The organism is Crassaminicella indica (assembly GCF_019203185.1).
In the GTDB taxonomy this organism is placed as follows: domain Bacteria; phylum Bacillota; class Clostridia; order Peptostreptococcales; family Thermotaleaceae; genus Crassaminicella; species Crassaminicella indica.
The window spans coordinates 2,541,802-2,559,647 of record NZ_CP078093.1 but is presented as its reverse complement, the minus strand read 5'-3'; the positions used below and the strand labels follow the sequence as shown (position 1 = coordinate 2,559,647).

Sequence of the window (17,846 nt, the reverse complement as noted above, 5' to 3'; positions counted from 1 at the left end):
TGGTATGTCAATGAATAAAGAAAAGAAGCAAGCTATCATTGATGCGCATAAAGTACATGAAGGTGACACAGGTTCTCCTGAAGTTCAAATTGCTATATTAACAACTAGAATTAATGAGTTAAATGAGCACTTGAAAATTCATAAAAAGGATCATCACTCACGTCGTGGACTTTTAAAAATGGTAGGTAAGAGAAGAAATTTATTAAATTATCTAAAAGACAGAGATATTGAAAGATACAGAAGTATTATTGAAAAATTAGGTCTAAGAAAGTAGTATTTATTGAGCGGGAATATCCCGCTCTATTATTTTATTAAATCATATAAAGGATTTTTCATAGTTATGTAGGAAATAATATAAAGGATAAGGATATTAAGTAAATTATGAGGAGGAGGTAAATAATGGAGAGGACATTTAAAACCACTATAGGTGGTCGTACTCTTGAAGTACAAGTAGGAAAAGTAGCACAGCTTGCAAATGGTTCTGCTTTGCTTAGATATGGCGATACAGTTGTTTTAATTACTGCTGTTGCTTCATCAGAGCCAAAGACAGGTATCGATTTTTTTCCACTAAGTGTTGACTACGAAGAAAGACTTTACTCGGTTGGAAAAATACCTGGAGGTTTTATAAAAAGAGAAGGCAAACCTACAGAAAAGGCAATTCTTACAGCAAGACTGATTGATAGACCTATAAGACCATTATTTCCTAAAGGATTTAGAAATGATGTACAAGTTATTGCTACAGTTCTTTCTGTGGACCAAGACTGTACACCAGATGTTGTTGCTATGATTGGTTCATCTGTTGCGTTATCAATTTCAGATATACCTTTTGATGGTCCAACAGGTTCAGTAATTGTTGGTTTGATTGATGGGAAATTTATTGTAAATCCTACGCTAGAAGAGAGAGAAAAGAGTCAAATGCATTTAGTTGTGTCTGGTACAAAAGATGCAATTATGATGGTAGAAGCAGGAGTAAATGAAATTTCTGAAGAGGTTATGTTAGATGCTATATTATTTGCCCATGAAGAAATAAAAAAAATAGTAGCCTTTATAGAGGAAATTGTTGCAGAAGTTGGTAAACCAAAGCAAGAAGTTGTGCTATATAAGGTTGATGAAGAAATTGAAAAAGAAGTTAGAGAATTTGCTACTGAAAAGATGATTGAGGCTATCAAAACAGTAGATAAATTAGAACGAAATGAAAATATGGATCAAGTAAAGAGTGAGACATTAGAATATTTTGAAGAAAAATATCCTGAAAACCTTAAGGATGTGGAAGAAACTTTATATCAAATAACAAAAGAACAGGTTAGAAGGATGATTACAGAAGAAGGTATAAGACCTGATAATCGTGTAGCTGAAGAAATAAGACCAATTTCTTGCGAAGTATCTTTGTTGCCTAGAGCTCATGGAACAGGATTGTTTACTAGAGGACAGACACAGGTGCTTACTGTAGCAACATTAGGAGCTATTGGAGATGCTCAGGTAATAGATGGACTAGGGGTAGAAGAGTCAAAGCGCTATATGCATCATTATAATTTTCCACCATATAGTGTGGGAGAAGCAAGATTTTTAAGAGGTCCAGGAAGAAGAGAGATAGGACATGGTGCTTTAGCTGAAAGAGCTTTAGAGCCTGTTATACCATCAGAAAAAGAATTTCCTTATACAATTAGATTAGTATCTGAGGTATTAAGTTCAAACGGTAGTACTTCTCAAGCATCTGTATGCGGAAGTACATTGGCACTGCTTGATGCGGGTGTACCGATAAAAGCTCCAGTAGCAGGTATTGCGATGGGACTTATAAAAGAAGAAAATAAAGTAACAATTCTAAGTGATATTCAAGGAATGGAAGACTTTTTAGGAGATATGGATTTTAAAGTAGCTGGAACAGCACAAGGTATTACAGCTATTCAGATGGATATAAAAATACATGGCATTGATAAAGAAATATTAAAAAGAGCTTTAGAGCAGGCTAGAAAAGGAAGACTACATATTCTAGGTAAAATGAATGAAGTGATATCAAGTCCTCGTAAAGAGCTTTCTCCATATGCTCCAAGAATAATTAATATTACAATTGATCCTGAAAAAATTAGAGAAGTTATAGGACCTGGTGGAAAAACAATTAGCAAAATTATTGATGAAACAAATGTAAAAATAGATATAGAGGATGATGGAAGAGTCTTTATTACAGCAGCTAATATGGAGGATGGCAATAAAGCACTTAATATTATAGAAGGAATTGTAAAAGAGGCAAAGGTTGGAGAAATATATCTCGGTAAGGTAGTTAAGATTTTAAATTTCGGAGCTTTTGTTGAAATATTACCTGGCAAAGAAGGGTTATTGCATATTTCTCAAATAGCTAAGGAAAAGATTCCAAAGGTAGAGGATATATTAAAAATTGGAGATGACGTTTTAGTAAAAGTTATTGAAATTGATAAACAGGGAAGAATTAACTTATCTAGAAAAGTACTTTTGGAAAATGAACAATCAAATAAAGAAGAATAGAAAGCATAAACCAGTAAGGTTTATGTTTTTTTTGTGTTTCCAGCACTATATAAATTATTGAATAAAAGTTAAAAATTTGAATATGAATTTTATGAAAGGAGGAAAACCTATGAAAATATATATTATACCCAAAAAATATTTTATGATCACTTTAATGATTTTATTGATTTTAATCATATTCTTTTTGCTAAATATTGAAAATAGTATAAGTACATTTTCAACTGGAGAAGAACCCATTAGAAAGGGAGATGAGCATATTCTTAGAATGGCTTTTACGTGTAATGTTGACTGGGGAAATGAAGAAATTCCTAAAATGTTAGATATATTTGAAGAAAAAGGAGTACATATAACGTTTTTTGTTACAGGTAGATGGGCATCAGCTAATGAAGAATTATTAAAGCTTATTTATAGCAAGGGGCATGAAATTGGAAATCATGCATATAGTCATAAAATGCACAGTAAACTTAATAACAGTCAAAATTATAATGAAATAAAAAAAACAGAGGATGCTATTGTAAAAGCGATAGGTGTTAAGCCTAAATATTTTGCACCACCTGCAGGGGATTATAATGATACTACCTTAAAGGTAGCAAGTGAACTTGGTTATAAAACAATATTATGGAGTGTAGATACTATCGATTGGAAAGATGGATCTACAGAAGATATTATTATTCAAAGGGTGATGAAAAAGCCTCATAAGGGAGCGATTCTTTTGATGCATCCAAAACCTGCTACAGTAAAAGCTTTACCATATATTATTGATAAAATAGAAGAAGAAGGAATAAAAATAGGAACGGTTTCTGAGCTGCTAGGGGACTAATCAATTGTTTTTCTTGATTATTAAGGGATACTAAATTATAATATCTATATGCTTTGACTAATGAAATTATTAGCTTTGGAACTAGGAGGAGAAGATGTATCAAAAAATTCGATTAAGTAATGGTGTAAGAGTTGTTTTAGAAAAAATTCCACATGTAAAATCTGTGTCTTTAGGTTTTTGGGTGAAAACTGGTTCTATTCATGAGAATTTAAAGAACAATGGGATTACTCATTTTATAGAACATATGCTTTTTAAAGGAACTAAAAATAGAACAGCAAAACAAATTGCTGAAGCAATAGATGATATTGGAGGACAATTGAATGCATTTACAAGTAAGGAATGTACTTGCTATTATGCAAAGGTATTAGATGCTCATATTGATATTGCTATTGATGTATTGACAGATATGCTTTTCAACTCTACTTTTAGTCCTACTGAAATGGAAAAGGAAAAAAGTGTAGTGTTAGAAGAAATTAATATGTATGAAGATTCTCCTGAAGATAATGTGCATGATTTATTATTGAGTATGGTTTTTAAGGAGCATTCTTTAGGAATGCCAGTGCTTGGTAATCATCGCACTGTAAATAGCTTTAATAAAAATATGCTCATTAACTATATTAAAGACAATTATACTGTTAAAAATATGGTTGTATCGATTGCTGGAAATTTTGATCAAGAAGAAGTTATAAGGATGCTTGAGGAGAAGTTTAAGGATTTTACGAATGAAAATAATAAGCCAGAGTATTTAGAGGATGCTAAGTTTATAACAGATGTAGGGTTTAAATATAAAGATATAGAGCAACTTCATTTATGTATAGGATTTGAAGGTATACCGTTAGGAAGTGATGATTATTACCCTTTACTTTTAATGAATACTATTTTTGGTGGTAGTATGAGTTCTAGGCTATTTCAAAACATTAGAGAGGATAAAGGATTAGCTTACTCAGTATTTTCTTATCCATCTTCTTATCAACAAATTGGATTATTTACAATATATGCAGGGATTAATCCTTCTCAGCTAGAGGAAGTCATTTTATTAATTAGGAAAGAAATAAATAAAGTTAGAAAAAATGGTCTTTCAGAAGCTGAATTATTAAAAGCTAAAGAACATCTAAAGGGAAATTATATTCTAGGATTAGAAAGTACAAGTAGCAGGATGCTGTCTATTGGAAAATCAGAATTATTCTTAGAAAGAATATATTCACAAAAGCAAGTTTTACAAAAAATTGATCATATAAAGATGGAAGATGTACAAAATGTTATTGATAAAATCTTTGTATTGGATAAAGCTTCTGTTGCTGTTGTTGGTAAAGTTGATAAAAAAATAGATGTAAATAGCATTTTAAAGGCTTAAGATGTTAGCGAAAGCTAATGTCTTTTTCGTTAAGGAGGAGAACAAATGTATAAAATAAAGATAAAAGCAAATGATGAAAAAATGTTACCTAAATATGAAACAGCAGGATCAGCAGGTATGGATTTGCGCGCAAATATTGAAGAGCTTATGGTATTGCAACCCGGAGAAAGAGCGCTAGTCCCTACTGGTATATATATTGAATTACCTGAAGGATTAGAGGCACAAGTTAGAGCAAGAAGTGGGTTGGCTATTAAGTTTGGTATAGGTTTAGTAAATGGGGTAGGGACAATTGATAGTGACTATAGGGGAGAAATAAAAGTACCATTAATAAATTGGGGAGATAAACCTTTTTCAATTTATCCTAAGGATAGGATTGCTCAATTAGTTATTTGTAAATATGAAAAAATCATATGGCAGCTTGTAAAAGAATTAGATGAAACAAAAAGAGGATCAGGTGGATTTGGACATACAGGAATTTAATTGTAATAATGTGGTTTTGTAGAAAATAGAATAAAGTATCAAAACATATAGATGTGTGGTAGTCACACATCTATCATTATAAGGGGGATAAAAATGAGATTAAGCAAATTAGGAGGAAAAGAGATTGTAAATTTAAGTGATGGTGGGAGGTTAGGAATTTTAGCTGAATCAGATCTATTGATTGATGAAAAAAACGGAAAAATAAGAGCTATATTAATACCAGCTTTTAAGAATCAATTTTCTATCTTTTATGATAAAAATTTTGTTGAAATTCCATGGAATTGTGTTAGAAAAATAGGAAATGACATGATTATTATAGAGTTAGAGGAGGAAAAATTATTTAAAAGTAGGTTTTTATAAAAAGCTGCTTTTAAAAATTCACATAACTATCCCCAAAATATTAGTTTTATCATATTATAAATAGTAGTGCTAAAAATGTGTAGATGTTTTTGTTAATTTGTGCTAATATATAGGTAAGAATTTGGTTAGGGGGAAACGTATGGATATAATTGTTCAAAAATTTGGTGGAACTTCAGTTGCTACAAAGGAACTTAGAGAAAAGGTAGCGCGTAAAGTAATTGCTACAAAAAAGACAGGAAAATATCCAGTTGTAGTTGTTTCTGCAATTGGAAGAAATGGAGATCCATATGCAACAGATACATTGATAAATTTTGCAAATGATGCTTTCCATGAATATGATAGTCGAGAATTAGATATGATTATGGCTTGTGGAGAAATTATTTCTTCTGTTATTTTATCCAATACTATTAAATCTATGGGATATAAGGGGATTGCTTTAACAGGATATCAAGCAGGGATTATTACAGATGATCATTATGGAGATGCTGAAGTGCTAAAAGTAGATAATAAAAACATATTAGATTTATTAAGACAAGATTATATTCCTGTTGTCACAGGATTTCAAGGAGCAACAGAGAAAGGAAATTTTACAACTCTAGGAAGAGGAGGAAGTGATACAACGGCAGCAATACTTGGGGAAGCTTTAAAGGCTAGTATTGTTGAGATATATACTGATGTAGATGGTGTAATGACAGCAGATCCTAGACTGGTAGCTGAAGCAAAAGTAATAGAGCATATAGGATATGATGAAATATATCAAATGGCTGAAGATGGTGCAAAGGTAGTCCATCCTAGAGCAGTAGCTATTGCTAAGAGAGGAAATATTCCTTTGAAGGTAAAAAATACATTATCTGATGCACCAGGAACTATTATTTATCATAAAGTATCTCCGAATAAATATAGTAAAAAATTATCAAAAGCAGATGTGCTAACTGCTATAGCTCATAAAAACAATATTTATCAGGTTAGTGTATATTTTGAAGATTCAGTAGCAGCTAATGAGAGGTTAATGAATGCATTAACTGAGAATCATATCAGTATAGATTTAATCAATTTTTTCATAGATAAAAAAGTGTTTACAATTGATTCAAAGGATTTTGAAAAGATTGAAAAAATATTAATGGAAAATGAATTTGATTATCATATTGTAAAGGATTGTAGTAAAATAACAGTTATAGGAAATGCTATGAGAGGAATTCCTGGGGTTATGGCGAAAATTGTAAAAAGTTTATCAAGAGAAAACATAAAAATACTACAGACGTCTGATTCTCACAATACAATATCTTGTTTGGTAAGGAGTGTTGATACGCAAAAGGCAGTCAATGTTCTTCATAAGGCATTTAATCTTTCAAAATAATAAAAAAACTGCTATACAAAGAGAGTATAGTAGTTTTTTTATTGGAAAGAATAAATGAAAGGAATAGGTAATTATTAAGTTTATTACTTAATTTTGAAATTTATTAAAATAGGAGCGTGAAAGGATAATGAATCATTATAATAAAAACATAGAACAAATTCCTAAAACTCAGACGAATCCTAAACCAGCTATCCTAGAAGGTTTAGACACAAAAGTAGATAATATAAAGAGCATAGGGAATCATGGTGTTCCTGACATGCCTAGCAATATACACTATCTTACAATTATTGGACATATTGAAGGACATATGGTAGCACCTCCGCAAAACAAATCAACAAAATACGAACATATTATTCCTCAATTAATTGCAGTAGAAGAAAATCCTAAAATAAAGGGTATGCTTACAGTATTAAATACTGTTGGTGGAGATGTAGAAGCAGGACTTGCTATTGCTGAAATGATTTCAAGTATATCTAAACCTACTGTATCATTAGTATTAGGAGGAGGTCATAGCATAGGTGTTCCATTAGCTACTGCTAGTGATTATTCGTTTATTGCAAAAACTGCTACAATGACAATTCATCCAATAAGAATGAACGGACTTGTTATAGGTGTACCTCAAACATTTAAGTATTTTCAGAAGATGCAGGAAAGAATTATTCAATTTATTACAAGAACATCTAAAGTACCTAGAAAGGAAATTGTTAGGTTAATGTCAGAAACAGATGAAATAGCAAATGATGTGGGAACTATTTTAATAGGAAATGAAGCTGTGGAGGTTGGATTAATTGATGAAGTTGGTGGGCTGAAGGCTGCTATGATGAAACTAAAAGAAATGATACAATTGAACGAGAATATGAAAAATCAAAATAATATACAAAAGAATTTACAATAGAATAATTTAGACCCTTATGTTATAATAACAATGTTAAAGTGTTAATATTATAGTATTGACACTTTCTTTTTTAAAAAAAAGGGGTATGAGTATTGTTGTGTAAAGGATAGGATGAATCATGATATTATTAGTTTGTGGCACAGTTAATCTGTGCTTTTTCTAATAACATAGGAGGTGACGTTATGGCTGCTAGAAGGAGTAGAAGAAAAAACAAAGAAAAATATAAATCTACTCTGAAGAATGAGATTATTTCTTTATTTACCATATCTATGGGAATATTAATTTTGATTAGTTTACAAACAGAATCCACTGGTGAAATTGGAAAATTTATTAAATCTGGTTTAATGGGATTGTTATCTTCATCAGCGTATATATTACCTTATTTTATTATACTTTTAGGTATTTTTTCTATGTTTGGTAAAACCAATATTTTTGATAAGAAGTTCAAAATTGCAATGGTCTTAATGTATATAGGATATGTTATGCTACATACTATTAATTCTTCAGAGTATATTCCTCAGACGTTGAGTTTTCAAAATATAAAATTAGTATACAATTGGGGAATAGAAGGAATAGGTGGAGGATTATTAGGAAGTTTGTTAGGAATTATCAGTATAAGATTTTTAGGGATCAATGGGAGCTATGTTGTCATTATTACATTAATGATTATTTCTTTTGTTGTGATTACAAGAATTTCTTTAGTGAGTATATTGGAAAAATGCAAGGGTGCTCTTATAAAATTTTCTATATTAATAGGTAGTTCGATAAGTGAGTTTATACAAGTCCCTGATAAAAAACAGAAAAAATCTAAAAAGAAAAATAATATTGGTTTACAAAAGGATATGCAATTGTCTATTAGGGAGCATGATTCTTTAGATGAAAAAATTAAAATTCTTGATTTTACTCGTGAAGATGTGGGAAGTATAAAAGAAGATAATATTAGCAGTAAAAAAGAAATTGCTGTAGCAGCACAGGAGGAAAAAAATGTAGAAGATATAAGTATTCACATAAAAAATTCTTCTAAGTCTGATTTGGCTTATAAATTTCCTGATTTTAATTTGCTACAGGATAATCCTATTGCTAATACAAAAAATGATAAAAAAGAAATTTTGCATAAAGCAAAAATATTAGAAGAAACATTGGAAAATTTTGGAGTTGAAGCAAAGGTTGTACAAGTGAGTAAAGGACCTACTATAACAAGGTATGAAATTCAGCCTAGTCCGGGTGTTAAGGTAAGTAAAATAGTAAACTTATCAGATGATATTGCACTAAATTTAGCAGCATCAAATATAAGAATTGAAGCACCTATTCCAGGAAAGGCAGCTGTAGGAATAGAAATTCCTAATGAAAGTGTTTCTCTTGTTACAATAAAAGAGGTTTTAGAAAGTGAAAAGTTTAAAAAGAATGATTCTAAGCTAACCTTTGTTTTAGGAAAAGATATTGCAGGAAACCCTATTATAGCTGATTTGGCTAAGATGCCACATATGTTGATTGCAGGAGCTACGGGTTCAGGAAAAAGTGTATGTATTAATACATTGATTATAAGTATTCTTTATAATGCAAAACCTGAGGAGGTAAAATTACTTTTAGTAGATCCAAAGGTGGTAGAATTAAATAATTATAATGGTATACCACATCTTTTAATTCCTGTTGTAACAGATCCTAAAAAGGCTTCTAGTGCATTAAACTGGGCAGTAGGAGAGATGACTAACAGGTACAAATATTTTGCAGAGAATAACGTAAGAGATATTAATAGTTATAATGATAAGATGAGGAATGAAGGAAAAGAAACATTACCTAAAATTGTGATTATAATTGATGAGCTTGCTGATTTAATGATGGTAGCACCAGGGCAAGTAGAAGATGGAATTTGTAGACTTGCTCAAATGGCTAGAGCAGCAGGGTTGCATCTTATTGTAGCAACACAAAGACCTTCTGTAGATGTTATAACAGGTGTTATCAAAGCGAATATTCCATCTCGTATTGCTTTTGCTGTTTCTTCTCAAGCAGATTCAAGAACTATATTAGATATGGGTGGAGCAGAAAAATTGTTAGGAAAAGGAGATATGTTGTTTTATCCTGTAGGAGCATCTAAGCCCGTTCGTATTCAAGGTGCATTTATTTCAGATCATGAAGTAGAAAGGGTTGTGAATTTTGTAAAAGAACAATCTTTAGATCATGGCTATGAAGAAGGTATCCTTGAGAAGGTTGAAAGCAATTTATCTCAAGATGAGGATACAGCAGATGAATTATTGAAGGATGCTATAGAATTAGTTGTTGAAACTGGGCAAGCTTCCATTTCAATGCTTCAGAGACGATTTAGAATAGGATATAATCGAGCTGCAAGATTGATTGATGCTATGGAAGAAAGAAATATTGTAGGAGAACATATGGGTAGCAAACCAAGACAGGTATTGATTACAAAAGAAGAATTTGAAGAAATTAAGAAGCAATCACAATTAAAATAGAAATAGAGGGATAGATGTGTTGAAAGTAATAGACATTGAAAAAGCATTGACACGAAAAAATGTACTTTTTATTGATGTAAGATCCCCATCAGAATTTGAAGATGGAACTATTTTGGGATCGATAAATATGCCTATATTAGATGATGAAGAAAGGGCTATAGTAGGAACAATCTATAGAAAAGAAAATCCTCATGAAGCTACATTAAAGGGTTTAAGCTTAGTATCAACAAAGCTACCTAATATTTATAGTACTATAAAAAAATATAGTATGGAGTATGATGAGATTGTTATATTTTGCTGGAGAGGCGGCATGAGGAGTAAGTCTATATGCAATTTATTAAACATGCTGAATATAGATAATGTATATCAGTTAAAGGGTGGATATAAGAGCTATAGAAAATATGTGATTGATTTTTTAGAAGACAAAGTGGAACAGTATAAATTTATTATGATTCATGGATTGACAGGGGTAGGAAAAACCCACATACTTGATCAACTAGAACTAATAGGAGAGCCAGTACTTAATTTAGAGAAATTGGCAAAAAATAGTGGTTCTGTATTTGGAGACATTGTTTTTACTGGAAAACCACCTACACAAAAAATGTTTGAATCTTTAATATTTCATGTATTATATAGTTCTAAAGAAAAATATATATTTGTAGAAAGTGAAAGCAAAAGAATAGGCAGTGTTCAGGTACCAGAGTCTATATATCGTCGAATGGTGAATGGCTATCATATATTGATAAAAACAACATTTGAAAATAGAATAGAAGTTATTTTAAAAGATTATGCAAACTATTTGGGAATAAATGATTCAAAGATAATTGCATCATTGAATCATTTAAGAAAAAGATTAGGAAATAAAGCAGTAAATGATTTAATTGATAAGGTTGAACAAAAGGATTATACCTATGTTATAAAATATTTAATGGAACATTATTATGACCCTTTATATAATTACTCCATACAAAAATATAAAAATTATGATTTAGTGGTTGACTATGAAAAAATAGAAGAAGTTATACCTATTTTAAGTGATTTTGGAAAAAGTATTTCTTAAAGCTAGAAGGGAGTTTCAATATATGCATTTGAAGGTTTTTATTGAATCATTAGGTTGTTCAAAAAATTTAGTAGATTCAGAAGTGATGATTGGGCTACTATCTCAATATGATTTCGAGATTATAAAGGATCAATATGAAGCTGATATTATTATTGTAAATACTTGTGGATTTATAGAAGCAGCTAAACAAGAGTCTATTGATACAATTGTAGAGCTAGGAACTTTAAAAACAAATGGGAATTGTAAATTATTAGTAGTAGCTGGTTGTCTGGCTGAAAGATATGCAAAGGAACTAGCAGAAGAATTGCCTGAGGTGGATGCGATCATAGGTACAGGAAATTATCCAGAAATTATAAAAGTTATTCATGATACATTAAAAGGAGAAAGAGTTGTAAAACATGGGAATATTAATATGGAAATATCAGAAGACCTTCCAAGAACTTTAAGCACACCTGAGTTTATGGGTTATCTTAAAATTGCAGAAGGTTGTGACAACTATTGTACTTATTGTATTATTCCAAAATTAAGAGGAAATTATAGAAGTAGAAAGATGGAATATATTATTAAGGAAGCAGAAGAGATGGCAAAAAAAGGAGTCAAAGAATTAATTTTGATTGCTCAAGATACATCAAGATATGGTATTGATTTATACAAAGCATATAAGCTTCCTGAATTGTTGAAAAGCTTAGCACAAATTGATGGAATAAAATGGATAAGGATTTTATACTGTTATCCTGATAAAATTTCAGATGAATTAATAAAAGTAATGGCAGAAGAAAGCAAGATATGTAAATATATTGATGTGCCTATACAACATTGTAATAATGAAATTTTGAAAAGAATGAATAGAAAAACAAGTAAAGAACATATTTTACATGTAATGAATAAATTGCGCCATAAAATGCCTGATATTCACATTCGTACATCTCTGATTGTTGGTTTTCCAGGAGAGACAAAGGAGCAGTTTGAAGAGCTAAAAACATTTGTTAAGGATGTAAAGTTTGACAGATTAGGGGTGTTTACTTATTCTCAAGAAGAAGATACACCAGCTGCAAAATTAAAAGACCAAATTTCAGAAGAAATTAAGGAACAAAGAAGAGCTTCAATAATGGCTATACAAAAAGAAATTTCACTTCAAAAAAACATGGAGAAAATAGGCAATATTTATGATATACTAATAGAAGAGAAGATTGATGAAGAAGATGTTTATGTAGGTAGAACAATGTACGATGCACCAGAAGTAGATGGAATTGTATATGTAAATTCAACGAAGCCTCTTAGTATAGGAGATTTAGTAAAGGTTAAAATTACAGATACCTTAGAATATGATTTATTAGGAGAGATATTATATGAATCTTGCGAATAAGTTAACCATTGCTAGAATCGTTTTAGTTCCCGTTTTTATGATTGTGCTTTTAAACAAAATACCGTATGGGATGTACATAGCTGCTGCTATTTTCATTATCGCTGCTATAACTGATACGTTAGATGGGTATATTGCAAGAAGCAGAAACCAAGTAACAAAATTTGGAAAGTTTATAGATCCTTTGGCTGATAAACTTCTTGTTACTGCAGCTTTGGTTTGTCTTGTGCAAATGGGCAAATTACCTGCTTGGATTGTTGTTGTGATCATATCAAGGGAATATACTATAAGCATACTAAGAGCAGTTGCTGCATCAGAAGGAATTGTAATTGCAGCAAGCTGGTGGGGAAAACTAAAGACGATTACGCAGATTATAGCAATTGTTGCAATCCTTCTTAATAATTATCCATTTAGTTTAATTGGGTTTCCATTCAGTACAATTATGCTTTGGATTGCAGTAATTCTAACAATTGTATCAGGTGTAGATTATTTATATCTCAACAAACAAGTATTAAAACATTAAAAGCAGCGTTGCTGCTTTTTAATATTTTGAGGAGAAAGGAGCTTTGGGAATGAATTGTTCAATTATTAGCATAGGTACAGAAATTTTGTTTGGACAGATTGTAAATACAAATACAGTTTATTTATCTCAGGAATTGAATAGCTTAGGAATCAATGTATATAATCATTTTACAGTTGGAGATAACGAAGGACGATTAAAAGACGTATTAGATTATGCATTATCTAAATCAGATTTGATTATTACCACAGGAGGCTTAGGACCAACACAGGATGATCTTACAAAAGAGACTATAGCTGAGGTAGCAGGAAAAGAATTAGAGATGCATCAGCCTTCCTTTGAAAGAATTTGTAATTATTTTAAAAATATCAACAGAAAGATGAATGAAAATAATTTAAAACAGGCATACTTACCAAAAGATAGTATTGTTTTAAATAACAACTGTGGAACGGCACCAGGATTTATTATTGAATTTGATGAGAAAATAATTATTAGTCTTCCAGGACCGCCAAAAGAAATGAAAAGTATGTTTGGTTTTGTTAAGGATTATTTAAAAACTAAGTCAAAACATACTATTCATTCAAAAATTTTGAGATTTTTTGGCATAGGGGAATCAGCTTTAGAAACTGCTATAATGGATTTAATAGATCAGCAATCAAATCCTACTATTGCAACTTATGCAAAGGAAGGAGAAGTGAGTGTTCGAATTACTGCAAAAGCTGAAAATGAGGATAAAGCAAGTAAAATGATATTACCTGTGATAAAGGAAATAGAAAATAGATTAGGCGAATATATATATAGCTATAACGATGAGGAATTGGTTGAAGTAGTTGCAAAAAAATTAATAGAGAAAAAGATAAGGATTTCGCTGGCAGAGTCATGTACGGGAGGATTAATTGCTGCTAAGTTAACGTCTATTTCAGGAATATCAAAATCATTAGATCGAAGCATTGTTACATATAGCAATAAAGCAAAAATAGAAGAGCTTGGTGTAAAAGAGATTACCCTTAAAAAATATGGAGCGGTTAGTGAAGAAACGGCTAGAGAAATGGTATTAGGATTAAAAGCTGTAACTGGAAGTGATATATGTTTATCTGTAACGGGGATAGCAGGTCCTGATGGTGGTACAAAAGAAAAGCCTGTAGGATTAGTATATATTGCTATTGCATATAGAGAAAATATTATATGCAAACAATATAATATTTTTGGTGATAGAAATCGAATAAGAAACTATACAAGTATGCTTGCATTTAATATGATTAGAAAGATATTAAAAAATAAATAGGATTGACCATAAGATGGGAATAGTATATAATATAACAAGAACACTTGTTCGATTATATAGGAAGGTAGGTGAAAACCAGATATTAAATCTGGGTATGTATGGATGGAAAAAGAAAAGCGTTAGAAATTGCCATGGGACAAATAGAGAAGCAATTTGGAAAAGGTGCTATCATGAAACTTGGTGAAGATACATCAAGATTAAATATCGAATCTATTTCTACTGGTTCATTAGATTTAGATATTGCTGTTGGGATAGGTGGGATTCCAAGAGGAAGAATTATTGAAATATATGGACCGGAGTCTTCAGGGAAAACAACAGTTGCTCTTCATATTATAGCAGAAGCTCAAAAAAAAGGAGGGGTTGCAGCTTTTATAGATGCTGAACATGCACTTGATCCTGTGTATGCAAAAAATTTAGGAGTCAATATTGATGAGTTGGTTGTATCTCAACCAGATACTGGAGAACAAGCATTAGAAATATGTGAAGCGTTAGTTAGAAGTGGAGCAATTGATGTAATCGTAGTAGACTCTGTTGCTGCTTTAGTTCCTAAGGCTGAAATTCAAGGGGAAATGGGAGATAGCCATGTAGGACTACAGGCAAGGCTTATGTCTCAAGCATTAAGGAAGCTTGCAGGTGCTATTAATAAATCAAAAACTTCTGCAATATTTATTAATCAGTTGAGAGAAAAAGTAGGAGTTATGTTTGGAAATCCAGAAACAACTACTGGAGGAAGAGCACTTAAATTTTATGCATCTGTAAGACTTGATGTAAGAAGGATTGAATCTATTAAAAAAGGTGATGAAATATTAGGAAATAGAACAAGAGTAAAAGTTGTAAAAAATAAAGTAGCTCCACCTTTCAGAGTAGCAGAATTTGATATTATGTATGGTACGGGTATATCAAAGGAAGGCAGTATTTTAGATTGTGCAGTTAAAGAAGATATTATAAAAAAATCAGGTTCATGGTATAGCTATGGTGATGAGAAATTAGGGCAAGGTAGAGAAAATGCAAAACAATTTTTAGCTAAAAATCCAGAGATTTGTCTTGAAATAGAGAACAAAATAAGGGAGGTACATAAACTTCCTTTAGTGAAAGAAATTGAACAAACTGCTACAGCAGATAATGAATAATGATAAAACCCCACATAGGGGTTTTTTGTATGAATAAAGGGATTAACATGATTTCATAACAAAATGTTGAAATAATATCACCTTGACAGTGTATAAAAAAAGATATACAATTATAACAGATATTGGTGTATCTGTATATGAATAAAGAGGCCTGGATAGTGTTTTTAATTTTAATCTATAAAAACATAGAAAGATTTAAAAACCGAGGTGTCTCGGTTTTGTTGTTTGTTTAAATTTAAGCAGAGGAGGTGCTTAAATATTAATTCTATTCAGATTGTAGTGAGTATTGTAACAGGTGCTATAGGTATTGGAATTGGATATTTTATAAGAAAAAATATTGCTGAGGGTAAAATAAATAATGCAGAAAATAGGGCTAAGGAAATAGTTTTAGAAGCAGAAAGAGCTGCTGAAACATCTAAAAAAGAGATGTTACTTGAGGCAAAAGAAGAAATTCATAAATTAAGAAGTGAGCTTGATAGGGAAAATAGGGAAAGACGTAATGAATTACAAAGATTAGAAAGAAGATTGCAGCAAAAGGAAGAAACATTAGATAGAAAATCTGAAAATCTAGAAAAGAAAGATGAAATCCTTAACAAAAAAATAAAAGAAGTAGCAGAGAAAAAAGAACAAATAAATGAAATTTGTCAAAAACAGCTTGAAGAACTAGAAAGAATATCAGGTTTAACGTCTGAACAAGCAAAAGAACAGCTTTTAAATGATACACGAAAAGAAATAAAACATGAAGCTGCTATGATGATTAAAGAAATTGAACAAAAAGCAAAAGAAGATGGAGAAAAGAAAGCAAAAGAAATTATCGCTTATGCAATACAAAAATGTGCAGCAGACCATGTTGCGGAAACGACTGTATCTGTAGTAGCTCTTCCAAATGATGAAATGAAGGGTAGGATTATAGGAAGAGAAGGAAGGAATATAAGAGCACTAGAAACATTAACGGGAATAGATTTAATAATTGATGATACACCAGAAGCAGTAATTCTCTCAGGATTTGATCCTATAAGAAGAGAGGTAGCGAGAATAGCCTTAGAAAAGCTTATAGTAGATGGAAGAATTCATCCAGCTAGAATTGAAGAAATGGTAGAAAAAGCAAAAAAAGAGGTAAATAATATTATGAAAGAAGAAGGTGAACAAGCTACCTTTGAAACAGGTGTTCACAGTATTCATCCAGAGCTAATAAAATTACTAGGAAGATTAAAGTATAGGACTAGCTACGGTCAAAATGTTTTAAAGCATTCTATAGAAGTATCTCATTTAGCAGGTTTAATGGCTGCTGAATTAGGTGCAGATGTAAAATTAGCAAAAAGAGCAGGGCTTCTTCATGATATTGGAAAAGCTGTTGATCATGAAGTAGAAGGAACTCATGTGGATATAGGCATGGATTTATTGAAGAAGTATAAAGAATCTAGTGAAGTAATACATGCTATGTCAACCCATCATGGGGATTATGAACCGCAAACAATTGAGGCAGTATTAGTTACGGCTGCTGATGCTATGTCTGCTGCTAGACCAGGTGCAAGAAGAGAAACTCTTGAAACTTATATAAAAAGGTTGCAAAAGCTTGAAGAAATAGCAAATTCAAGTGAAGGTGTAGAAAAATCATTTGCTATTCAGGCAGGTCGTGAGATAAGAATTATGGTAAAGCCAGATGAAATGTCAGATGAAGATATTGTTTGTTTAGCTCGAGAGGTAACAAAGAAGATCGAAAGTGAATTAGAGTATCCTGGCCAAATTAAAGTAAATGTTATTCGAGAAACAAGAGCAATTGAATATGCAAAATAAAAGAAGCGTAAGCTTCTTTTATTTTAAAAAATAATTTTTCAAAAATTTCAAATTTATTTTTTAAAAAAAAGGATTTTTAATATATATGTAGAATATATTTATTAAATACATTTGTTAAATAAAACCAAATGTCATTTTAAATTTAGGGGGGCTATAATCATGGAAGTATTAAAAGTATCAGCAAAATCAAGTCCAAATTCTGTTGCAGGAGCATTAGCAGGCGTTTTAAGAGAACGTGGGGGTGCTGAAATCCAAGCGATTGGTGCAGGTGCTCTAAATCAAGCAGTAAAAGCGGTAGCCATAGCTAGAGGATTTGTTGCTCCTAGTGGTGTGGATTTAATCTGTATTCCTGCTTTTACAGATATATTAATAGACGGGGAGGAAAGAACAGCAATAAAATTAATTGTTGAACCTAGATAAAAATCTAAAGTAAAAACCTGCTTTTACAGCAGGTTTTT

At 31.2% G+C, this 17,846-nt stretch carries 16 protein-coding genes; all 16 read left to right on the top strand.

The features are described 5' to 3' along the window. Positions 1-10: 10 nt before the first annotated feature. Entirely contained in the window at positions 11-274 is a 264-nt protein-coding gene (rpsO, locus tag KVH43_RS12215; RefSeq protein WP_276572129.1) for a 30S ribosomal protein S15, read from the top strand. A 125-nt stretch (positions 275-399) separates the two neighbouring features. Then, positions 400-2,499, top strand: coding sequence for a polyribonucleotide nucleotidyltransferase (gene pnp / locus KVH43_RS12210; protein WP_218282795.1), 2,100 nt, complete (start codon positions 400-402; stop codon positions 2,497-2,499). 109 nt (positions 2,500-2,608) lie between these two features. Beyond that, entirely contained in the window at positions 2,609-3,319 is a 711-nt protein-coding gene (locus tag KVH43_RS12205; protein ID WP_218282794.1) for a polysaccharide deacetylase family protein, read from the top strand. A gap of 94 nt (positions 3,320-3,413) precedes the next feature. Further along, positions 3,414-4,673: a M16 family metallopeptidase gene (locus tag KVH43_RS12200; RefSeq protein ID WP_218282793.1), complete on the top strand. Its 1,260-nt coding sequence runs from the start codon at positions 3,414-3,416 to the stop codon at positions 4,671-4,673. Positions 4,674-4,718: 45 nt separating this feature from the next. Continuing rightward, positions 4,719-5,153, top strand: coding sequence for a dUTP diphosphatase (dut, locus tag KVH43_RS12195; protein ID WP_218282792.1), 435 nt, complete (start codon positions 4,719-4,721; stop codon positions 5,151-5,153). 93 nt (positions 5,154-5,246) lie between these two features. Continuing rightward, positions 5,247-5,513, top strand: coding sequence for a YlmC/YmxH family sporulation protein (locus KVH43_RS12190; RefSeq protein ID WP_218282791.1), 267 nt, complete (start codon positions 5,247-5,249; stop codon positions 5,511-5,513). Positions 5,514-5,652: 139 nt separating this feature from the next. Beyond that, positions 5,653-6,870, top strand: a complete 1,218-nt coding sequence (gene dapG, locus KVH43_RS12185; protein WP_218282790.1) for an aspartate kinase — start codon at positions 5,653-5,655, stop codon at positions 6,868-6,870. Between the two features lie 127 nt (positions 6,871-6,997). Then, on the top strand, positions 6,998-7,765 hold the full coding sequence (locus tag KVH43_RS12180) for a ClpP family protease (RefSeq protein WP_218282789.1): 768 nt from the start codon (positions 6,998-7,000) through the stop codon (positions 7,763-7,765). A gap of 182 nt (positions 7,766-7,947) precedes the next feature. After that, positions 7,948-10,233 (top strand): DNA translocase FtsK, encoded by a 2,286-nt coding sequence (locus tag KVH43_RS12175; RefSeq protein WP_218282788.1) that lies wholly within the window; start codon positions 7,948-7,950, stop codon positions 10,231-10,233. 16 nt (positions 10,234-10,249) lie between these two features. Further along, positions 10,250-11,293, top strand: coding sequence for a tRNA 2-selenouridine(34) synthase MnmH (gene mnmH, locus KVH43_RS12170; RefSeq protein ID WP_218282787.1), 1,044 nt, complete (start codon positions 10,250-10,252; stop codon positions 11,291-11,293). Positions 11,294-11,315: 22 nt separating this feature from the next. Then, the gene (gene rimO, locus KVH43_RS12165) at positions 11,316-12,659 is read left to right on the top strand and encodes a 30S ribosomal protein S12 methylthiotransferase RimO (protein WP_218282786.1); all 1,344 of its coding nucleotides are present in this window, start codon (positions 11,316-11,318) and stop codon (positions 12,657-12,659) included. Then, positions 12,643-13,179 carry a CDP-diacylglycerol--glycerol-3-phosphate 3-phosphatidyltransferase gene (pgsA, locus tag KVH43_RS12160; protein WP_218282785.1) on the top strand — a complete coding sequence of 179 codons (537 nt, stop codon included), beginning with the start codon at positions 12,643-12,645 and terminating at the stop codon, positions 13,177-13,179. The genes rimO and pgsA overlap by 17 nt, the downstream gene beginning before the upstream one ends. A 49-nt stretch (positions 13,180-13,228) precedes the next feature. Continuing rightward, positions 13,229-14,461 (top strand): competence/damage-inducible protein A, encoded by a 1,233-nt coding sequence (locus KVH43_RS12155; RefSeq protein WP_218282784.1) that lies wholly within the window; start codon positions 13,229-13,231, stop codon positions 14,459-14,461. A 98-nt stretch (positions 14,462-14,559) separates the two neighbouring features. Then, positions 14,560-15,591, top strand: a complete 1,032-nt coding sequence (gene recA / locus KVH43_RS12150) for a recombinase RecA (protein ID WP_218282783.1) — start codon at positions 14,560-14,562, stop codon at positions 15,589-15,591. A 285-nt stretch (positions 15,592-15,876) separates the two neighbouring features. After that, positions 15,877-17,388, top strand: a complete 1,512-nt coding sequence (rny, locus tag KVH43_RS12145; RefSeq protein ID WP_420829655.1) for a ribonuclease Y — start codon at positions 15,877-15,879, stop codon at positions 17,386-17,388. Positions 17,389-17,547: 159 nt separating this feature from the next. Further along, positions 17,548-17,808, top strand: coding sequence for a stage V sporulation protein SpoVS (gene spoVS / locus KVH43_RS12140; RefSeq protein ID WP_218282782.1), 261 nt, complete (start codon positions 17,548-17,550; stop codon positions 17,806-17,808). The last annotated feature ends 38 nt before the right edge of the window (positions 17,809-17,846 follow it).

Bases quoted from the DNA above. Each gene is read 5' to 3' on its own strand.
- KVH43_RS12205 (WP_218282794.1), top strand. From the start codon at position 2,609: ATGAAAATATATATTATACCCAAAAAATATTTTATGATCACTTTAATG.
- recA (WP_218282783.1), top strand. From the start codon at position 14,560: ATGGATGGAAAAAGAAAAGCGTTAGAAATTGCCATGGGACAAATAGAG.
- pnp (WP_218282795.1), top strand. From the start codon at position 400: ATGGAGAGGACATTTAAAACCACTATAGGTGGTCGTACTCTTGAAGTA.
- dut (WP_218282792.1), top strand. From the start codon at position 4,719: ATGTATAAAATAAAGATAAAAGCAAATGATGAAAAAATGTTACCTAAA.
- KVH43_RS12155 (WP_218282784.1), top strand. From the start codon at position 13,229: ATGAATTGTTCAATTATTAGCATAGGTACAGAAATTTTGTTTGGACAG.
- rpsO (WP_276572129.1), top strand. From the start codon at position 11: ATGAATAAAGAAAAGAAGCAAGCTATCATTGATGCGCATAAAGTACAT.
- dapG (WP_218282790.1), top strand. From the start codon at position 5,653: ATGGATATAATTGTTCAAAAATTTGGTGGAACTTCAGTTGCTACAAAG.
- KVH43_RS12180 (WP_218282789.1), top strand. From the start codon at position 6,998: ATGAATCATTATAATAAAAACATAGAACAAATTCCTAAAACTCAGACG.
- pgsA (WP_218282785.1), top strand. From the start codon at position 12,643: ATGAATCTTGCGAATAAGTTAACCATTGCTAGAATCGTTTTAGTTCCC.
- spoVS (WP_218282782.1), top strand. From the start codon at position 17,548: ATGGAAGTATTAAAAGTATCAGCAAAATCAAGTCCAAATTCTGTTGCA.
- KVH43_RS12175 (WP_218282788.1), top strand. From the start codon at position 7,948: ATGGCTGCTAGAAGGAGTAGAAGAAAAAACAAAGAAAAATATAAATCT.
- KVH43_RS12190 (WP_218282791.1), top strand. From the start codon at position 5,247: ATGAGATTAAGCAAATTAGGAGGAAAAGAGATTGTAAATTTAAGTGAT.
- KVH43_RS12200 (WP_218282793.1), top strand. From the start codon at position 3,414: ATGTATCAAAAAATTCGATTAAGTAATGGTGTAAGAGTTGTTTTAGAA.
- rimO (WP_218282786.1), top strand. From the start codon at position 11,316: ATGCATTTGAAGGTTTTTATTGAATCATTAGGTTGTTCAAAAAATTTA.